This is a genomic window from Thauera sp. DNT-1 (assembly GCF_055393985.1).
Genome location: NZ_AP043752.1, coordinates 2,907,340 through 2,923,624, shown reverse-complemented (window position 1 = coordinate 2,923,624; position 16,285 = coordinate 2,907,340). Strand labels below are relative to the sequence as shown.

Here is a 16,285-nt window from a genome sequence, read left to right as displayed (position 1 = left end):
GCGCAGTGCGGGCAAGAGCGGCCGGTCGCCCTCGCAGGCAGGCCGTGCGCAGCACATGTTGGCCGAGCGGAACGATCAGGCCGGTCTCCTCCGCGATCGGGATGAACTCGTCGGGCCCGATCGTCCCCTCGCGCGGATGGCGCCAGCGCACCAGCGCCTCCACCCCGCACAGGCGTCCGTCCCCGGGCGACGCCTGGGACTGGCAATGCACCTCCAGCCGCCCCTCGGCGAGGGCGCGACGCAGGCCGTTCTCGAGGTCGAGGCGCCGATGCGCCTGCGCGTTCATCTCCCCGGCGTAGAAGCAGAACCCGCCCCGGCCCGACTCCTTGGCACGGTACAGCGCCGTGTCGGCATTCTCGAGCAGGGTCTGCGGGTCGCGGCCGTCGCGCGGATGGAGGGCGATGCCCACGCTGGCGGACACCGGACGCGTGCGCCCGCCGATGAGCACCGGCTCGGCCAGGCGGGCGGCGATCTTGCCGGCGATCTTCGCCGCGAACGCCGTCCCGGGCAGGTCCTCGATGAGGACGACGAGCTCGTCTCCACCGAGGCGGGCCACGGTGTCCTCGGCCCGCAGGCAGGACGACAGGCGTGCCGCGACTTCGCGCAGCAAGGCGTCGCCGACGTCGAGGCCGTAGCCGTCGTTGACCTGCTTGAAGCGGTCGAGGTCGAGGAGGAGCACCGCCAGCGCACCGTGGTTGCGGCGGGCGATCGCATGGCGGAGACGGTCATGGAACAGCATCCAGTTGGGCAGCCCGGTCAGCGGATCGTGGCTGGCGAGGTGGTTGAGGCGCTCCTCGGCGTCCTTGCGCCGGGTGACGTCGTTGAGGCCCCCCACGTAATGCGTGACGGCGTCGGCCTCGTTGCGCACCGGCGCGAGGAAGAGCTCCACCCAGCGCCGCTCGCCGTCCTCGCGGCGCAGGTCGAGGACGGTCGTGCCCTCGCTGCCGCTCGCGATCGCGTGCCGTATCTCGGCATAGCCATCGTCCACATGATTGCGGCGGATGCACGATCTCCTCCGCATCGATGCGCATCTCGCGTGCGCTGTCCTCGCCTTCTCGCTGTATCCGCTGCCACCCTCTTCCCGGTTCATGAGGATTGCGTGCAGGCGCCCGCCCGGGCGCCGTTTCATGCCTTCGCGTCGGGGTCGCCCGCCCGCGCCGTGTCGAGCCACGCGCGCTTGTCGGCCACCTTCACCCATGCATCGGCATCGGGCAGCGGCGCATGCGCCTCGACGATACGCGGCCAGTCCTTCGCCAGCGCCGCGTTGAGGGCGAGGTATTCGCGCTGCTCGTCGCTCAACTCATCTTCCGGCACGATCGCATCGACCGGACACTCGGCGACGCACAGGGTGCAGTCGATGCACTCCTCGGGGTCGATCACGAGGAAGTTCGGCCCCTCGCGAAAGGCGTCGACCGGGCACATGCTCACGCAATCCGTGTATTTGCAGCGGATGCAGGCTTCGGTGACGACATGGGTCATGGCAGCACTTCCTCGAACAGGGTTTCGATCGCCGGAAACAGTTCGCGCTCCTCGAAGCGCACATGGTCGATCAGCGCCTGCCCGGCCGCGGCCTCGCGCACGCCGTCCGCTGCGGTGGCGAACAGGGACCTCAGGTGGGCATGCTCGGCGCGCAGGCGCGCGGCGAGTGCGCCGTGACCGCCCGTTTCGAGCAAGGGGGCCAGCTCGCGCTCTTCCTCGGCAAAGTGGGTGACGAGCGCGACGTGTTCCGCGCGCAGCTCGGCCGCCGCGCCGCCGGCGAGCAGATGCCTGCCGAGCCGCAGCGCGGCATGGTGTTCGCGCGACAGCCGGACGAGATGGGGGTGGCGTTTCATGGCAGCTCCTTCGGTCGAGGCCTTTAAGATACATATTAAATGCATCTTTAAAAGAGTCAACAGAAATGAATCTATTGCTGCTACCATGCAGCCCGCCATACGCCCGGCGCACCTTCGCGATGAACATCACCCAGCACACCGATTACGCGCTTCGCCTGCTCATGTACCTCGGCACCTGCACCGAGCGACGCGTGACCATCAAGGAAGTGGCGGAACGCTTCGACATCTCGCGCAGCCACCTGATGAAGGTGGTCACCGGGCTGGTGGCGAAGGGTTTTGTCGACGGCGCGCGCGGCAAGGGCGGCGGACTCCGGCTGGCGCGTGCGGCGACGCAGATCGGTCTCGGCGACGTGGTCCGCGGGATGGAGCCCAGCTTCGAGCTGGTCGAGTGCTTCGGATCGGGATCGCACTGCCTGCTGGATCCGGCCTGCCGGCTCAAGGGCGCACTGGCCGGCGCCCTGCAGGCCTTCTTTGCCGCCCTCGACCGCCTCACGCTCGCCGACCTGATCGGCGACGACGGGCAGCTGCACGCCGTGCTCGGCATCCCGCAAGCGGACGCGCAAGCCCCCCGGCCGACGATCGAGATCAGGCCGGGCACCCGGGCAGACTGAGGCGAGTCGGCACGGGTACCGCCACCCGGGGCGCTCAGGTTTCCGCGTAGCGCACGCGCAGCTCGCGCTTGAGCAGCTTGCCGGAGGCGTTGCGCGGCATGTCCTCTACGAAGAACACCCGCTTGGGCACCTTGAAGGCCGCCAGCCGGGCATGCACGTGGGCGATCAGCTCTGCGGCCGTGGCCTGCGCGCCCTGCTTGAGCGCCACCACCGCCGTCACCGCCTCGATCCAGCGCTCGTCGGGCAGGCCGATCACCGCGACCTCGGCCACCGCGGGGTGGGTGTACAGGCACTCCTCCACCTCGCGGCTCGCCACCACCACGCCGCCGGTCTTGATGATGTCCTTGATGCGGTCGGTGATGTAGAGGTAGCCGGCCTCGTCGAGGTAGCCGACGTCCCCCGAACGGAACCAGCCGTCGCGGAAGCTGGCCACGGTGTCCTCCGGCTTGTCCCAGTAGCCGCTCATGAGCTGCGGCGAGCGGTGCACGATCTCGCCCATCTCGCCCGCAGGCACGTCGTTGAGGTCGCTGTCGACGATGCGGGTTTCGACGTTGAAGATCGGCCGCCCTGCGGACGCGGGGCGCTCGGCGTGTTCCTCCGGACGCAGCACGGTGGCGAGCGGGGCGATCTCGCTCTGGCCATAGCAGTTGTAGAGCTGCAGCGCCGGCAGGCGTGCGGCCAGCTCCTGCACCACCGGCACCGGCATGATCGAGGCGCCGTAGTAGCCCTTCTGCAGCGAGGCCAGCCGCGCCGGCACGAAGGCCGGATGACGCAGGAAGGCGATCCACACCGTGGGCGGGGCGAAGAAGGACGTCACGCGCTCGCGCTCGATCAGCTCGAAGCAGCGCTCGGGCTGCGGCGCCTGGATCAGCAGGGTGGTCGCGCCCACCAGCAGCTGCGGCATCAGGAAGACGTGCATCTGCGCCGAGTGGTACAGCGGCAGCGCGGCGAGCGCGCAGTCCTCGGCGCGGATGTCGGTGGCGAGCAGCGTGCTGGTGTATTCGGCGAGCAGCGCACGATGGCTCATCATCGCGCCCTTGGGCGCGGCGGTGGTGCCCGAGGTGTACAGCAGCTGCGCGATGGCGTCCTCGTCGAGCGCGATCGCCGGGGCCGTGTCCGTGCCGCCGGCCTGCGCCCACTCGAGGACGTCGCGCTCGTGTCCGCCGTGCAGCGTGCCGCGCCATTCGCAGGGCAGGTCGCTGCCGAGGGCCTCGACGTGGGTCGCCATGTCGGCGTCGCAGAACAACGCACGCGCGCCCGACTGCTCGACGATGTAGCGCAGCTCGGCGTCGAGCAGCGCGTAGTTGATCGGGACGTGGATCAGCCCCGCCTTCACGCAGCCCAGCCACAGCAGCACGTAGGCGTCGGAATTGCGCCCATAGGCGGCGACGCGATCGCCGACCGCCAGGCCGAGGCCGAGCAGGCGGTTGGCGACGCGGTTGGCGGCACGGTCGAGCTGGGCGTAGCGCCAGCTGCGCCCCTCGAAGCGCAGCGCCTCGCGCTCGGGGTTGCGGCGCACCGAGCGCGCGAAGGCGTCGCCGATCAGGTTGCGCCCGGCACGACGGACGTCGGCGGGAATCATGGTCGTGTGTACGGGGTTCATGCCGGGCTCCTCACTTGGCTGCCATGCGGATCGCGCCATCGAGACGGATGACCTCGCCGTTCAACATCGGGTTCTCGCAGATCGAGCGCACCAGCTGCGCATATTCGCTGGAGCGGCCGAGGCGCGAGGGGAAAGGCACCATCTCGCCGAGCGAATCCTGCACCGCCTGCGGCAGCCCGCGCAGCATCGGGGTCTCGAAGATGCCGGGGGCGATGCTCATCACGCGGATGCCGTAGCGTGCCAGCTCGCGCGCGATCGGCAGCGTCATGCCGACCACGCCGGCCTTGGACGCCGCATACGTCGCCTGGCCGATCTGGCCGTCGAAGGCGGCGACCGAGGCGGTGGTGACGATCACGCCACGCTCGCCCTCCTCGTTGGGCGCGGCCTTGCTCATCGCGGCGGCGGCGAGGCGGATCGGGTTGAAGGTGCCGACAAGGTTGATCATCACGCCGCGAACGAAGCGGTCGAGACCATGCGGGCCGTCCTTGCCCACCACCTTCTCGCCCGGCGCCACGCCCGCGCAGCACACCAGGCCGTGCAGGCCCCCGCAGCCCTGCACCGCGGCCTCGACCGCCGCCTGCGTCGAGGCCTCGTCGGTGACGTCGGTGCGCACGAAACGGGCCGCCGCGCCGAGTTCGGCCGCCAACGCCTTGCCGGCCTCTTCGTTGAGGTCGGCGAGCACCACCCTGCCGCCGCCTTCGACCACCATGCGCGCGGTGGCCGCGCCCAGCCCGGAGGCGCCGCCGGTCACCAGGAATACCGAGTTTGCGATCTTCATTGCGTGTGCTCCTTGTGTCTCAGAGTCGTTCGATGACGGTGGCGGTGGCCATGCCGTGGCCGATGCACATGACCTGCAGGCCGAAGCGGCCGTCGCGGCATTCGAGGCCGGCGAGCATCTTGGCCAGCAGGCCGGCGCCGCTGCCGCCCAGCGGGTGGCCGTGGGCGATCGCCCCACCCCAGGGGTTGAGGCGATCCAGGTCGGGCGCGAACTCGCGCACGAAGCACAGCGCCACGCTGGCGAAGGCCTCGTTGACCTCGATCCAGTCCATGTCGCGGATCGACAGCCCGGCCATCTCGAGCGCGCGCCGCGCCGCCGGGATCACCCCGGTGAGCTGCAGCACCGGGTCGGAGCCGACCGCGACGCGGGCGCGGAAGCGGGCGCGCGGCCGGATGCCGAGCGCCTCGGCGGCGGCGCGGCGGCCCACCAGCACCGCAGCGGCGCCGTCCGACATCTGGCTGGCGTTGGCCGCGGTCACGCCGCCCTCGCCGGGCTGGCGGAACACCGGCTGCATGGCGCGCATGCGCTCGACGTCGATGACCGCGCGGATGCCCTCGTCGTGCGCGAGCGTGATCGCCCCGCCCTCCTTGTCCACCCCCGCCACCGGCAGGATCTCGCTGTGCACGCCGGCCGCACGCGCGGCCTCGGCGCGGCGGTGGCTCTCGATCGCGTAGTCGTCCATTTCGGTGCGCGAGATCTTCCACTGCCCGGCGATGCGCTCGGCGCTCTCGACCTGGTGCGGGATGGCGAAGCGTTCGAGGATCTTCGGGTGCAAGTTGTCGAAGCCGCGGAAGTCGCCCCGGCCCAGGGTCAGGTCGAGGAACATCGGCACCCGGCTCATGCTCTCGACGCCGCAGCCGATGGCGAAGTCGAGGTCGCCCGCGGCCACCGCCTGCGCCGCGGCGTGGGTGGCGTACTGGCTGGAGCCGCACATGCGGTTCATCGACACGCCCGGCACCTCGGCGGGCAGGCCGGCGATCAGCAGCGCCTGGCGGGCGATGTTGGCGCCCTGCTCTCCGGCTTGGCTGACGCAGCCGGCGAGCACGTCGCCGACCTTGTCGCCAGGCAGGCCGGTGCGCGCCAGCACGCCGCCGATGACGGTGGCGAGGAGCTCGTCCGGGCGGGTCTCGCGCAGGGCGCCGCCGCGGCGGCCGAAGGGGGTGCGCACGGCGCCCAGGATCAGCGCCTCGTTCGGGTTCGATGGATTGCTTGGGTTCATTTCCGGGTCCTCGGGTTCAGGCCCGCTGCAGTTCGCGGGCGATGATGTTGCGCTGGATCTCGCTGGTGCCTTCGTAGATCTGCAGCACCTTGGCGTCGCGGAAGAGCTTCTCCACCGGGTACTCGGTCGAGTAGCCCATGCCGCCGAAGATCTGCACCGCCTCGGTCGCCGCCCACATCGCCGCGTCCGCGGCAAAGGCCTTGGCGATCGAGGCTTCGATGGTGTTCGGCCAGCCCTGGTCGAGCAGCCAGGCCGACTGGTAGGTGAGCAGGCGCGCGGCTTCGAGCTTCATGCGCATCTCGGCGAGCTTGTGGGCCACGGCCTGGTGGTCGATCAGGCGCTTGCCCATGCTGCTGCGCTGGGTGGCGTAGGCGAGCGACTCGTCGAGGCAGCGCTCGATGAGACCGACGCCGAAGGCGGCCACCATCGGGCGCGAGTGGTCGAACACCGCCATCGCCAGCGCGAAGCCGCCGCCCTCCTCGCCGAGGCGGTGGTCCTCGGGCACGAAGACCTGGTCGAGGAAGACCTCGCAGGTGGGCGAACAGCGCTGGCCGAGCTTGCCCAAGGGCTCGCCCACCGTCAGGCCGGCGCTGGCGCGCGGCACGATGAAGGCGCTCATGCCGCGGTGGCCGCCGTCCGGCGCGGTCTTGGCGAAGACGACGAAGAACTCGGCGAGGTTGGCGTTGGAGATCCAGATCTTGCTGCCGGTGAGGCGATAGCCGCCCTCGACGCGCTCGGCGCGGGTGCGGATGCCGGCCACGTCGGAGCCGGCGCCGGGCTCGGTCATCGCGAAGCTGGCGAGCGCACCGCGGGCCGCGGCGCCGAGGTAGCGGCTGCGCTGCGCATCGGTTCCGGCGATGACGATCGGCTCGGTGGCGAGCGCGTTCACGCACAGCGCGGTGCCGATGCCCAGGCAGCCGCGGCAGAAGGCCTCGGTGACCAGCACCAGCTCCAGGCAGCCGAGGCCGCCGCCGCCGACCGTCTCGGGCAGGTTGATGCCGAGCAGGCCGAGTTCCTGCGCGCGCTGGTGCACCTCGGTCGGGAAAGCCTTGTCGAGATCGGCCTGCGCGGCGCGGGGGGCGATCTCGCGCTCGGCGAAGCGGCGCGCCAGGTCGCGGATCTCGCGCTGCTCCGGGTTCAACTGGAAGTCCATGGTGTCTCCATGCGAAGCCGCCGTGCGCAGACGACGGGCAATAAAGGGGCGGGCATGCCTGGGCACGCCGACGGGGATTGCGGGTGGAAGGCGCTCGGGCAGCGCGTCGCGGGCGAGCCTATCCGGAGGGTCGCGCGAAGCGCGCCGGCCGCCGCTCGCAGAAGGCGCGCACGCCCTCGGCGAAGTCCGGCGTCGCGGAAAGGGCAAGGAAGCTCGCCTTCTCGGCGTCGAGCGCCGTCGCCAGGTCGGTGTCGAGGCCCGCGCGCAGCAGGCGCTTGATGCCGGCCTGGGCGGCGGCCGGTCCCGCGGCCAGGCGTCGGGCCAGCGCCAGCCCGGCCTCGGCCAGCTGCGCCGCCGGCACCATCTCGGCCACCAGGCCGATCTCCCTCGCCTGCGCCGCATCGAGCTGCGGGTCGAGCAGCGCGATCGCGAGCGCCCGCTGCAGGCCGACGCGGCGCGGCAGCTGCCAGCTCGCGCCGCCGTCGGGCGTGGCGCCGATGGCACCGTAGGCGAGCACGAGGCGCGCGTCGTCGGCCGCGACCAGCAGGTCGCAAGCCATGGCCAGCGCCAGGCCGAAGCCCGCAACCGAGCCGCCCACCAGACCCAGCACCGGGCAAGGCAGCCGGGTGAGGCCGGTGACGGCCTCGTGCACCGCATCGATGAGGCGGCCGATCTCGCCGGTACAGGCGGCCTGCGACTCGCCGAGCAGGGCGTCGAAGCGGCGCACGTCGCCGCCGACCATGAAGTGCGCGCCGCTGCTGCGCAGCACGAGCACGCGCGGCGGCGCGGCGGCAAGTTCGCGCACGGCGTCGCGCAGCCCCAGCCCCATCGCCAGGTCGAGGGCGTTGCGCGCCTGCGGGCGGTCGAGGGTGATGAAGGCGAGCCCGCCTTCACGCTCGAGTCGCACGCAGTCGCCGTGGATCGGGTCAGGCATGGGCGGCCCCTCCCCGGTACATGGCTTCGATCACGTCGGCGTAGGTCTTGTAGACGCTCGCGCGACGCACCTTCATGGTCGCCGTGACCTCGCCGTCGTCGTGGTCGAGCTCCTTGTTCAGCAGGTGGAAGCGGCGGATGTGCGAGACCTGGGCGAGCTGGGCGTTGCCGCGCGCGATCTCGGCCTCGATCAGCGCGCGCACCTCGGGGTGCTCGACCAGCGAGCGGAAGTGGGTGAAGGGGATCTGGCGGCCCTCGGCCCATCTCGACACCGTCTCGTAGTCGATCTGGATCAGCGCCGAGACGAACTTGCGCCCGTCGGCGACGACGATGCACTCCTTGATGTAGGGGCTGGACTTCATCGTCTTCTCGATCTCGGACGGCGTCAGGTTCTTGCCGCCAGCGGTGATCATGATGTCCTTGAGGCGATCGACGATGTAGAGCTGGCCGTCGCGCTCCTCGACCACGTCGCCGGTGTGCAGCCAGCCGTCGCGGATGGCGTCGGCGGTCGCCTCCGGGTTCTTGTAGTAGCCGGCGAAGACCATCTCGCCGTGGACCAGCAGCTCGCCACGCGCGCCGATGCGGTGCTCGACGCCGAGGATGGGCGTGCCGACCGAACCGAAGGCCACCGCGTCGAGCGGCTGGCCGGTGATCATGCCGGTCGATTCGGTGAGGCCGTAGACCTCGACCAGCGGCACCCCGAGGGTACGGAAGAAGTGCACCACCGCGGGCGGGATCGGCGCCGCGCCGGTCAGCGCCACGCGCGCCTTGCGCAGGCCGATGAAGTTCTGCAGCGCGCGCAGGATGAGGCCGTAGCAGATGGCGTGGGTCAGGCGCTCGCCCGCCGTGCGCTGCGCCGCCGACTTGTGGGCGAAGGGCGCGCAGGCCGCCAGCGCGCGTGCGAACAGCCAGCGCTGCACGGGCCCGCTCTCCTGCATCCGGATCGTGATCGCCGAGTGCAGCTTCTCCCAGATGCGCGGCACGCCGAGGAACATCGTGGGCGCGATCTCGCGCAGATCCTCCTGCACGGTGCGGATCGACTCGCCGAAGGCGACGGTGGAGCCGAGGTAGATCGGGCAGAAGGTGGTCAGCATCTGCTCGGCGACGTGGCAAAGGGGCAGGTAGGACAGGTGCACGGTGTCGGCCGCGAGCCCGAGGCGGTCGATGATGCCGGGTGCGACGCCGCGGATGTTGGCGTAGCGGATCATCGCGCCCTTGGGCTTGCCGGTGGAGCCCGAGGTGTAGATCATCAGCGCGAGGTCGTCGAGCCGCTGCGCGGCCAGGGTCTCCTCGACCAGGTGGCGGTGGGTGGCCTCGTATTCGACGCCGAGCCGCTCCAGGTCGGCGAAGGACAGGATGCGATCGCGCACGCGCTCGTCGGCGTTGCGCAGGCCCTTGGTCTCCATCACCACGATGGCGCGCAGGTGCGGCAGCTGGTCGAGCGCCTCGATCACCTTGTCGGTCTGCTCCTGGTCCTCGCACACCACGACCTCGACGTCGGCGTGATTGAGCACGTAGGCCACCTCGGGTGCCGGGCTGGTCGGATAGACGCCGACCGCGATGGCGCCGACGAGGCCGCAGCCCATCTGCGCCAGCACCCATTCGATGCGGTTCTCGGCGAGCACGCCGACATGGCCGCCGGCGGGCAGGCCGAGCGCGCGCAGGCCGAGGCCGACATGGCTCGCGCGGCGGTAATAGTCGTCCCAGCCGATGGCCTGCCAGATGCCGAAGTCCTTCTGGCGGATGGCGGGCCGCCCGGGTTGCAGCCTCGCCTGCTCGCGCAGCATCTGCGGCAGGGTCAGCGTGGGTAGGTTGTTGCTCATGGCCACCCTCTCGATCACGACAGCCAGCGCTTGCGGCGCTTGTAGTGCTTGATGTCGCGGAAGCTCTTCATCTCGCCGTGCCCACCCATGCCGAGGTAGAACTCGCGCACGTCCTGGTCGCCGGCGAGACGCTCGGCGGGGCCGTCGGTGACGACCTTGCCGTTCTCCATGATGTAGCCGTAGTGCGCCACCGCCAGCGCCACCGAGGCGTTCTGCTCCACCAGCAGCATCGACACCTTCTGCTCGGCGTTGATGCGGGCGATGATGCGGAAGATGTTCTCCACCAGCAGCGGCGCGAGGCCCAGCGAGGGCTCGTCGAGCAGGATCAGCCTGGGGCGGGCGATCAGCGCGCGGCCGATCGCCAGCATCTGCTGCTCGCCGCCCGACAGATAGCCGGCGAGGCCGTTGCGGCGCTCGTACAGGCGCGGGAAGTATTCATAGACGAGCTCCTTGTCGGCCTTCTCGCCCTTGCGCCCGGTGAGTGCGTAGGTGGCGGCGACGAGGTTCTCCTCGACGCTGAGGTCCTCGAACACGCGGCGCCCCTCCATCACGTGGAAGAGCCCCGCGCGCACCAGCTCGTGCGGCTTGGAATCCGCCAGCGGCCTGCCCTCGAAGCGGATCTCGCCGCGCGTCAGCTCGCCGTTCTCCAGCCCGAGGAGGCCGGAGACGGTCTTGAGCGTGGTGCTCTTGCCGGCGCCGTTGGAGCCGAGCAGGGCGACGATCTGCCCGCGCGGCACCGCCAGCGAGAGGCCGCGCAGCACCTGCACCGCCTTGTTGTAGATCACCTCGATGTTGTTCACCTCGAGGACGGATTCGGCCGCACTCATCGCTTACTCCAGCACGATCCAGTCGGAGGCCGGCACCATGCGCCTGGCCTTGGTGTCGGCGCGGTAGATGCGGCCGACCGGGATGGTGTTGCCGCGGAGGGTGACGGGCACGCCGATCAGGCCGCCGGTGTCGAAATTCTCGATCGAGTTGAGCGCCGCCTTGAGGTTGGCCGCGCTCATCTCCTTGCCTGCGGCCAGCGTGCGGCGGGCCGACTCGGCGTACAGCATGGCCGACAGGAAGCCCTGGATGTAGGGCACGTTCTGGTACTCGGGACGCATCGCGCGGATCTTGTCGAGCATCGGCGCCGGTGCGCTCTGGTCGTAGTAGTAGTTGTAGGGCATCACGCCCATGAAGCCTTCGGCGAGCTCGCCCATCTGCATCACGGTCGAGTTGTCCATGGTCCAGAAGGTGCCCATGAACTGGGTGTCCAGGCCCATCTGGCGCGCCTGGCCGATGAATTCGGGGATGGGGCCGAGGATGTAGCCGTGGAAGATGGTGAAGTCGGGCCGCGCGCGGCGCAGCTTGGCGATCTCGGTGGACACATCGACCGCGCCCGGCGGGGTCATGATCTCGATGGCGACGTCGAGCCCGAGTGCCTTGGCCACGCCGCGGCTGGTCTCGATCGGGTCGCGGCCGAACTCGGTGTCGGAATGGACGAAGGCCACCTTGGCGCCGGGCTTCTGCTGGGCGATGTAGCGCAGCAGGATGCCGAACTGCTGGGTGTAGTCCGGGCCGGCGACGAACTGGTAAGGGTACTTCTTCGGGTCGTTGAGCTCGGTGGCGAAGGAGGCGCCCGACATGATCATCGAGCCGGCGCGGTCGAGCTCGGGGTTGATGGTCTTGCTGAAGGCGGTGGAGTCGCCGTAGTAGAAGTTCACCTTGTTCTGGCTGGTGATCTTCTTGAACGCCGCCACCGACTGGTCGACCTTGTAGGCGCTGTCCTCGGGCACGTAGCGCAGCGTGTGGCCTGCGATGCCGCCGGCGGCGTTGACCATCTTCACGTAATCCTGGATGCCGGCGTGGATGCCGATGCCCGCGAAGGCGAACACGCCGCTCATCGGGATGGAGCCGCCGATGACGATCTCCTTGTCGGCCGCCCGGGCTGCGGGCAGGCCGGCTGTGGCGGAGAGGATCGCGGTGGCCAGCAGGCTCTTGAGTACGGTTCTTCTCATGCTTGTCTCCTTCTCTTGATATGGGGTGAAGCGGTGCGGCGAGGAAAGCTCAGGCGCGGAACGGCCAGAGGTGGAAGAAGCGGCGGATGCGGCGCCAGATCTCCTGCAGGCCGAGCGGCTCGAACACCAGGAAGCCGACGATCAGCACGCCGAACACGATGGTGCGCACCGGCGACAGGATCAGCGTGGCGTCGGCCGACAGCGGCAGCCAGCCGACGACGAGCTTCAGCGCCTCGGGCACCATGGTCATGAAGACCGCGCCGAGGATGGCGCCGAGGATGGTGCCCATGCCGCCGACGATGACCGCGGCGAGGAAGAAGATCGACAGGATCAGCGGGAAGCTCTCCGGCGTGACCACGCGGAAGAAGTAGGCCCACATCCCGCCCGCCACCCCGGCGTAGAAGGACGACAGGCCGAAGGACAGCAGCTTGTAGCGCAGCAGCGGAATGCCCAGCACCTCGGCGGAGATGTCGCGGTCGCGGATGGCGATGAAGGCGCGGCCGATGCGGGTGCGGAAGAGGTTGGCCGCGCCGGCCACCATCAGGATGGTGATCGGCACGAACAGCCAGTACAGGCGGAAGGAGGTGTCGAAGCTGAGGCCGAGGATCTCCGCCGGCACCAGGGTGATGCCCGCATGGCCGCCGGTGACCGCATGCCAGTTGGCGAACACGAAGTGCAGCACCACCGAGGCGGCGATGGTCGCGATCGCCAGGTACAGGCCCTTGACCCGCAGCGAGGGCAGGCCCACCACCAGCCCGCCGAGCATGGCGACGAAGCCGCCGGCGAGCAGGTTGAGGAGCACCGGCGCGCCCAGCTTCTGCTCCAGCGCGGCGACGGTGTAGGCGCCGATGCCCATGAAGGCGGCCTGGCCCAGGCTCACCAGCCCGGTGTAGCCGGTGAGGATGTTGAGCCCGGTGGTGCTGGCGATGTTGATCGCCACCAGGCAGGCGAGGTAGAGCCAGTACTCGTCGGCGAGGAAGGGGAAGCCGATCAGCGCGACGGCGAGGATCGCCAGCCAGGCGTGCTGGGTGCGGCTGTCGAACAGCGCCTCGTCGTGGCGGTAGCTGGAGCGTGCGGTTCCGATGCGCATTACAGCCTCTCGATTTCGTGGGTGCCGAACAGTCCGTAGGGACGGACCAGCAGCACGACGATCAGGATCAGGAAGGTGGCCAGCAGCTTGTACTCGCCGCCGAGGAAGCCGCCCGCGAGCGACTCGACGACACCGATGAGGAGGCCGGCGACCAGCGCGCCGAGCACGCTGTCGAGGCCACCGACGATCACCACCACCAGCACCGACAGGCCGAACACCCCCATCGTCGAGGAGATGCCGCCCACCGCGCCGACGATGACGCCGGCGATCGCCGCGATCATCGCCGCCACCGACCAGGACAGCGAGAACACCTTGGGCACGTCGATGCCCATCGAGTAGGCCGCCTGCTGGTCCGAGGCCGTCGCCCGCAGCGCAACGCCGCCGCGCCAGAAGCGGAACACCGCCAGCGCCACGCCGATCAGCAAGGCCGCGACGAGGAAGCCATAGAACACCTTGGGCGGCACGAAGGCCTCGCCGATCATCACCGGCGTCGCGGGCATGAACTCCGGCAGGCGGCGCGGCTCCGAGGTCCAGATCAGCTCGACGACGCCGACCAGGATGGATGCGAGACCCACGGTGACCATGAAGACCGCGATCGGCGACTCGCCCAGCATGGGGCGGATCGCCACGCGCTCGAGCAGTGCGCCGGCCCCGCCGCTGCCGATCACTGCGACCAGGATCGCCAGCCACATCGGCAGGTTCATGGCGGTGGCCAGGCCGAAGCACAGGTAGGCGCCGATCATCAGCATCTCGCCGATGGCCAGGTTCACCACCCGCGTGGCCTTGTAGATCATCACGAAGGCGAGGCCGGTCAGCGCGTACAGGCCGCCGGCACCGAGGCCGGCGAGCACGATCTCGGCGAGGAACAGCCAGTCGAATTCCAGGCTCATCTCAGGCCTCCACGGCAAGCGCTTGGTGGAGGCGCTGACGCAGCTCGGAGACCTCGCCCGAGCCCAGGTAGGCCTTGATCACCTCGGGGTCGGCCTGCACCTCGGCCGGCGTGCCGTCGGCGATGACCTGGCCGAAGTTGAGCACCACGACGTGGTCGGAGAGGTCCATGACCATGCCCATGTCGTGCTCGACCATCAGTACCGTCACGCCCCACTCCTCGCGCACGTCGAGGATGAAGCGCGCCATGTCCTCGGTCTCCTCGCGGTTCATGCCCGCCACGGGCTCGTCGAGCATCAGCACCTTGGGTCGCATCGCCAGCGCGCGCGCCATCTCCACCCGCTTCTGCAGCCCGTAGGAGAGGACCGACACCGGCATGTGGCGGATGTGGTCGATCTCGAGGAAGTCGATGATGCGTTCCTCGATCTCCTCGCGCAGCTTCATCTCTTCGTGCCGGGCGCGGCCGAAATAGACCAGCGCATCGAAGACGTTGGTGCGCAAGTGGGCGTGACGACCGAGCTTGATGTTGTCGAGCACGGTCATGCCGCGGAACAGCGCGATGTTCTGGAAGCTGCGCGCCAGGCCCAGCCGGGCGCGCTCGGGCGGGCGGGTGGCGGTGATGTCCGCGCCCTGGAAGCGGATGCGCCCCACCGAGGGCTTGTAGAAACCGGAGATCGTGTTGAACAGCGAGGTCTTACCCGCGCCGTTCGGACCGATGACGGTGGTGATGGACCCCGGAGCGACTTCGAAGCCCACGTCGGTCAGCGCCTTGATGCCGCCAAACGACAATGTGAGCCCCTCGACCTCGAGGATCGGACTGGCCTTGCCTGGATGCACCTTGTCTCCTCCTGCCGGCCACCTCTTTGCGGGTGACCTGTGCGTGCTGTGCTTTAATTGCCAGCGAGCGCGACCACACGAGAGGCCTCGAACCGCCGACGCAGACATAAAACTTTTCGCTGCAGCTATTTGCACGCCATACTAGGCAGTATGGCCGACCTTGTGGATGACAGAACCGGCCGATCGATTGACATTTTCTGCCACCAATCTCTTGCACATGAACGAGCGTCAGCACGCACCGGCGGTCACCGTCTCCATCCGCATGGTCTGCCAGATCCTGGATCGGCTGGGTGAGCACAGGCCGCTGGCCCTGGAATGCGTCGAGCGCGCCGGGATCGCTTCCGCGCTGCTGGAACACGAATCGGCCCGTGTGACGGTCGAGCAGTTCGCGCTCTTCTACCGCACCCTCGCGGTCGAACTCGACGACGAGACGCCAGGGCTGTTCTCACGCCCGCTGCGCCCTGGCACGCTGAAGTTCCTGTGCCTTGGAATGCTCGACGCCGCCAACCTGCGCGTCGCGCTGCACCGCTTCTGCTGGTTTTTCCGCCTGGTGCTGGACGATCTGCACTTCGAGCTGGGTGAGGACGAGGGCCTGAGCCGCATCGCGCTCGTCGAGCGCGTTGCGCTCCAACCCCACCGCCCCCTGATCCTCGAATTGATGCTGATGCTGGTGCAGGGCATCGCTTCGTGGATGATCGAGCGCAAGCTCCTGTTCGCGCGCGTGGATCTCGCCTATCCGGCGCCGCCGCATGCGGGTGAGTACATCAACATGTTCGCCGGCCCGGCCTGCTTCGATCGCCCGCTCACCGCGCTCTACATCGAGCCGGCCTTCATGGACGCCCCGATCCGCCAGGACAAGGCCGCGCTGTCGGCCTTCCTGCGCAAGGCGCCGATGGACTGGATCCACGTCTCCGTGAGCGAGCGGCTGTTCACGCACCGCGTGCGCGATCTGCTCGAAGCCGGGCTGGGAAGCCCGCAGTCCGTGGAAGACGTTGCCCGTATGCTGCACATCTCGGCGCGCACGCTCGCCCGCCGGCTCGATGCGGAAGGAACGCACTTCCAGGCGGTCAAGGACGCGCTGCGCCGCGACGTCGCCATCGCGCGGATCTCGCGCACCGACGAGCCGATCGGCAGCATCGGCGCCGATCTCGGCTTCGACGATCCCGCGGCTTTCAATCGCGCCTTCAAGCAATGGACGGGATCCCCGCCAGGCAGCTACCGCAGGGCGGGGGCGGGCCGCTGAGCCTGTGACGTGGTCGCCGAACGGACGGCGGCCGCGTTCGCGCCTTGCGGCGCGCGTACCCGGGGACGGATCCGCGGGGGCTCAACCCCTGCGTTCTGCGTAGACGGCACGACGCCCCAGGCACGGATGTGTGCGTGGGGCGTTGTGTTGGTGTGGTTAGTCTGACGATGACCTACTTTCACGAGGGCGGACCTCACTATCATCGGCGCATGTGCGTTTCACGGTCCTGTTCGGGAAGGGAAGGGGTGGTTCCACACAGCTATGGTCGTCAGACT

General features: G+C 69.5%; 15 protein-coding genes, 1 rRNA gene and 1 pseudogene. 2 read left to right on the top strand and 15 right to left on the bottom strand.

Annotated elements, in window-relative coordinates; all coding sequences use genetic code 11:
- Positions 1-91: 91 nt before the first annotated feature.
- The 3 genes and pseudogenes from ACZ5PP_RS13465 to ACZ5PP_RS13455 all read right to left on the bottom strand — a co-directional run.
- Positions 92-1,021: pseudogene (locus ACZ5PP_RS13465) on the bottom strand (diguanylate cyclase domain-containing protein); the annotation flags it as partial.
- 104 nt (positions 1,022-1,125) lie between these two features.
- Entirely contained in the window at positions 1,126-1,479 is a 354-nt protein-coding gene (fdxA, locus tag ACZ5PP_RS13460; RefSeq protein ID WP_004321111.1) for a ferredoxin FdxA, read from the bottom strand.
- Positions 1,476-1,832 (bottom strand): hemerythrin domain-containing protein, encoded by a 357-nt coding sequence (locus ACZ5PP_RS13455; RefSeq protein WP_004321110.1) that lies wholly within the window; start codon positions 1,830-1,832, stop codon positions 1,476-1,478. Before ACZ5PP_RS13455 ends, fdxA begins: the two co-directional genes overlap by 4 nt.
- A 119-nt stretch (positions 1,833-1,951) precedes the next feature.
- Between ACZ5PP_RS13455 and ACZ5PP_RS13450 the strand changes: the two genes are divergently transcribed.
- Positions 1,952-2,443: an RrF2 family transcriptional regulator gene (locus ACZ5PP_RS13450; RefSeq protein ID WP_004321108.1), complete on the top strand. Its 492-nt coding sequence runs from the start codon at positions 1,952-1,954 to the stop codon at positions 2,441-2,443.
- Positions 2,444-2,477: 34 nt separating this feature from the next.
- Here ACZ5PP_RS13450 and ACZ5PP_RS13445 read toward each other — a convergent pair whose 3' ends face one another.
- The 11 genes from ACZ5PP_RS13445 to ACZ5PP_RS13395 form a co-directional block, all read right to left on the bottom strand.
- Positions 2,478-4,046 carry an acyl-CoA synthetase gene (locus tag ACZ5PP_RS13445; protein ID WP_464826154.1) on the bottom strand — a complete coding sequence of 523 codons (1,569 nt, stop codon included), beginning with the start codon at positions 4,044-4,046 and terminating at the stop codon, positions 2,478-2,480.
- 10 nt (positions 4,047-4,056) lie between these two features.
- Complete coding sequence (locus tag ACZ5PP_RS13440; RefSeq protein ID WP_004321104.1) at positions 4,057-4,824, bottom strand: SDR family NAD(P)-dependent oxidoreductase; 768 nt, start codon at positions 4,822-4,824, stop codon at positions 4,057-4,059.
- 19 nt (positions 4,825-4,843) lie between these two features.
- On the bottom strand, positions 4,844-6,043 hold the full coding sequence (locus tag ACZ5PP_RS13435) for a thiolase family protein (protein ID WP_043742086.1): 1,200 nt from the start codon (positions 6,041-6,043) through the stop codon (positions 4,844-4,846).
- A gap of 16 nt (positions 6,044-6,059) precedes the next feature.
- Entirely contained in the window at positions 6,060-7,196 is a 1,137-nt protein-coding gene (locus ACZ5PP_RS13430; protein ID WP_043742085.1) for an acyl-CoA dehydrogenase family protein, read from the bottom strand.
- 118 nt (positions 7,197-7,314) lie between these two features.
- The gene (locus ACZ5PP_RS13425) at positions 7,315-8,130 is read right to left on the bottom strand and encodes an enoyl-CoA hydratase/isomerase family protein (RefSeq protein WP_464826153.1); all 816 of its coding nucleotides are present in this window, start codon (positions 8,128-8,130) and stop codon (positions 7,315-7,317) included.
- Complete coding sequence (locus ACZ5PP_RS13420) at positions 8,123-9,952, bottom strand: AMP-dependent synthetase/ligase (protein ID WP_043742081.1); 1,830 nt, start codon at positions 9,950-9,952, stop codon at positions 8,123-8,125. The genes ACZ5PP_RS13425 and ACZ5PP_RS13420 overlap by 8 nt, the downstream gene beginning before the upstream one ends.
- A gap of 14 nt (positions 9,953-9,966) precedes the next feature.
- Positions 9,967-10,779, bottom strand: coding sequence for an ABC transporter ATP-binding protein (locus tag ACZ5PP_RS13415; protein WP_004323273.1), 813 nt, complete (start codon positions 10,777-10,779; stop codon positions 9,967-9,969).
- Positions 10,780-10,782: 3 nt separating this feature from the next.
- The gene (locus tag ACZ5PP_RS13410; RefSeq protein ID WP_004323274.1) at positions 10,783-11,952 is read right to left on the bottom strand and encodes an ABC transporter substrate-binding protein; all 1,170 of its coding nucleotides are present in this window, start codon (positions 11,950-11,952) and stop codon (positions 10,783-10,785) included.
- 49 nt (positions 11,953-12,001) lie between these two features.
- Entirely contained in the window at positions 12,002-13,042 is a 1,041-nt protein-coding gene (locus ACZ5PP_RS13405; protein WP_004323276.1) for a branched-chain amino acid ABC transporter permease, read from the bottom strand.
- Positions 13,042-13,932, bottom strand: a complete 891-nt coding sequence (locus tag ACZ5PP_RS13400) for a branched-chain amino acid ABC transporter permease (protein WP_464826152.1) — start codon at positions 13,930-13,932, stop codon at positions 13,042-13,044. Before ACZ5PP_RS13400 ends, ACZ5PP_RS13405 begins: the two co-directional genes overlap by 1 nt.
- Before the next feature lies 1 nt (position 13,933).
- Positions 13,934-14,767, bottom strand: coding sequence for an ABC transporter ATP-binding protein (locus tag ACZ5PP_RS13395; protein ID WP_004323279.1), 834 nt, complete (start codon positions 14,765-14,767; stop codon positions 13,934-13,936).
- A 217-nt stretch (positions 14,768-14,984) separates the two neighbouring features.
- Here ACZ5PP_RS13395 and ACZ5PP_RS13390 point away from each other — a divergent pair, with 217 nt between their 5' ends.
- Positions 14,985-16,010, top strand: a complete 1,026-nt coding sequence (locus ACZ5PP_RS13390; RefSeq protein ID WP_004323280.1) for an AraC family transcriptional regulator — start codon at positions 14,985-14,987, stop codon at positions 16,008-16,010.
- A 159-nt stretch (positions 16,011-16,169) separates the two neighbouring features.
- Here the strand turns inward: ACZ5PP_RS13390 and rrf are convergent.
- Positions 16,170-16,283: ribosomal RNA gene (rrf, locus tag ACZ5PP_RS13385) — 5S ribosomal RNA — on the bottom strand.
- Between the last annotated feature and the right edge of the window lie 2 nt (positions 16,284-16,285).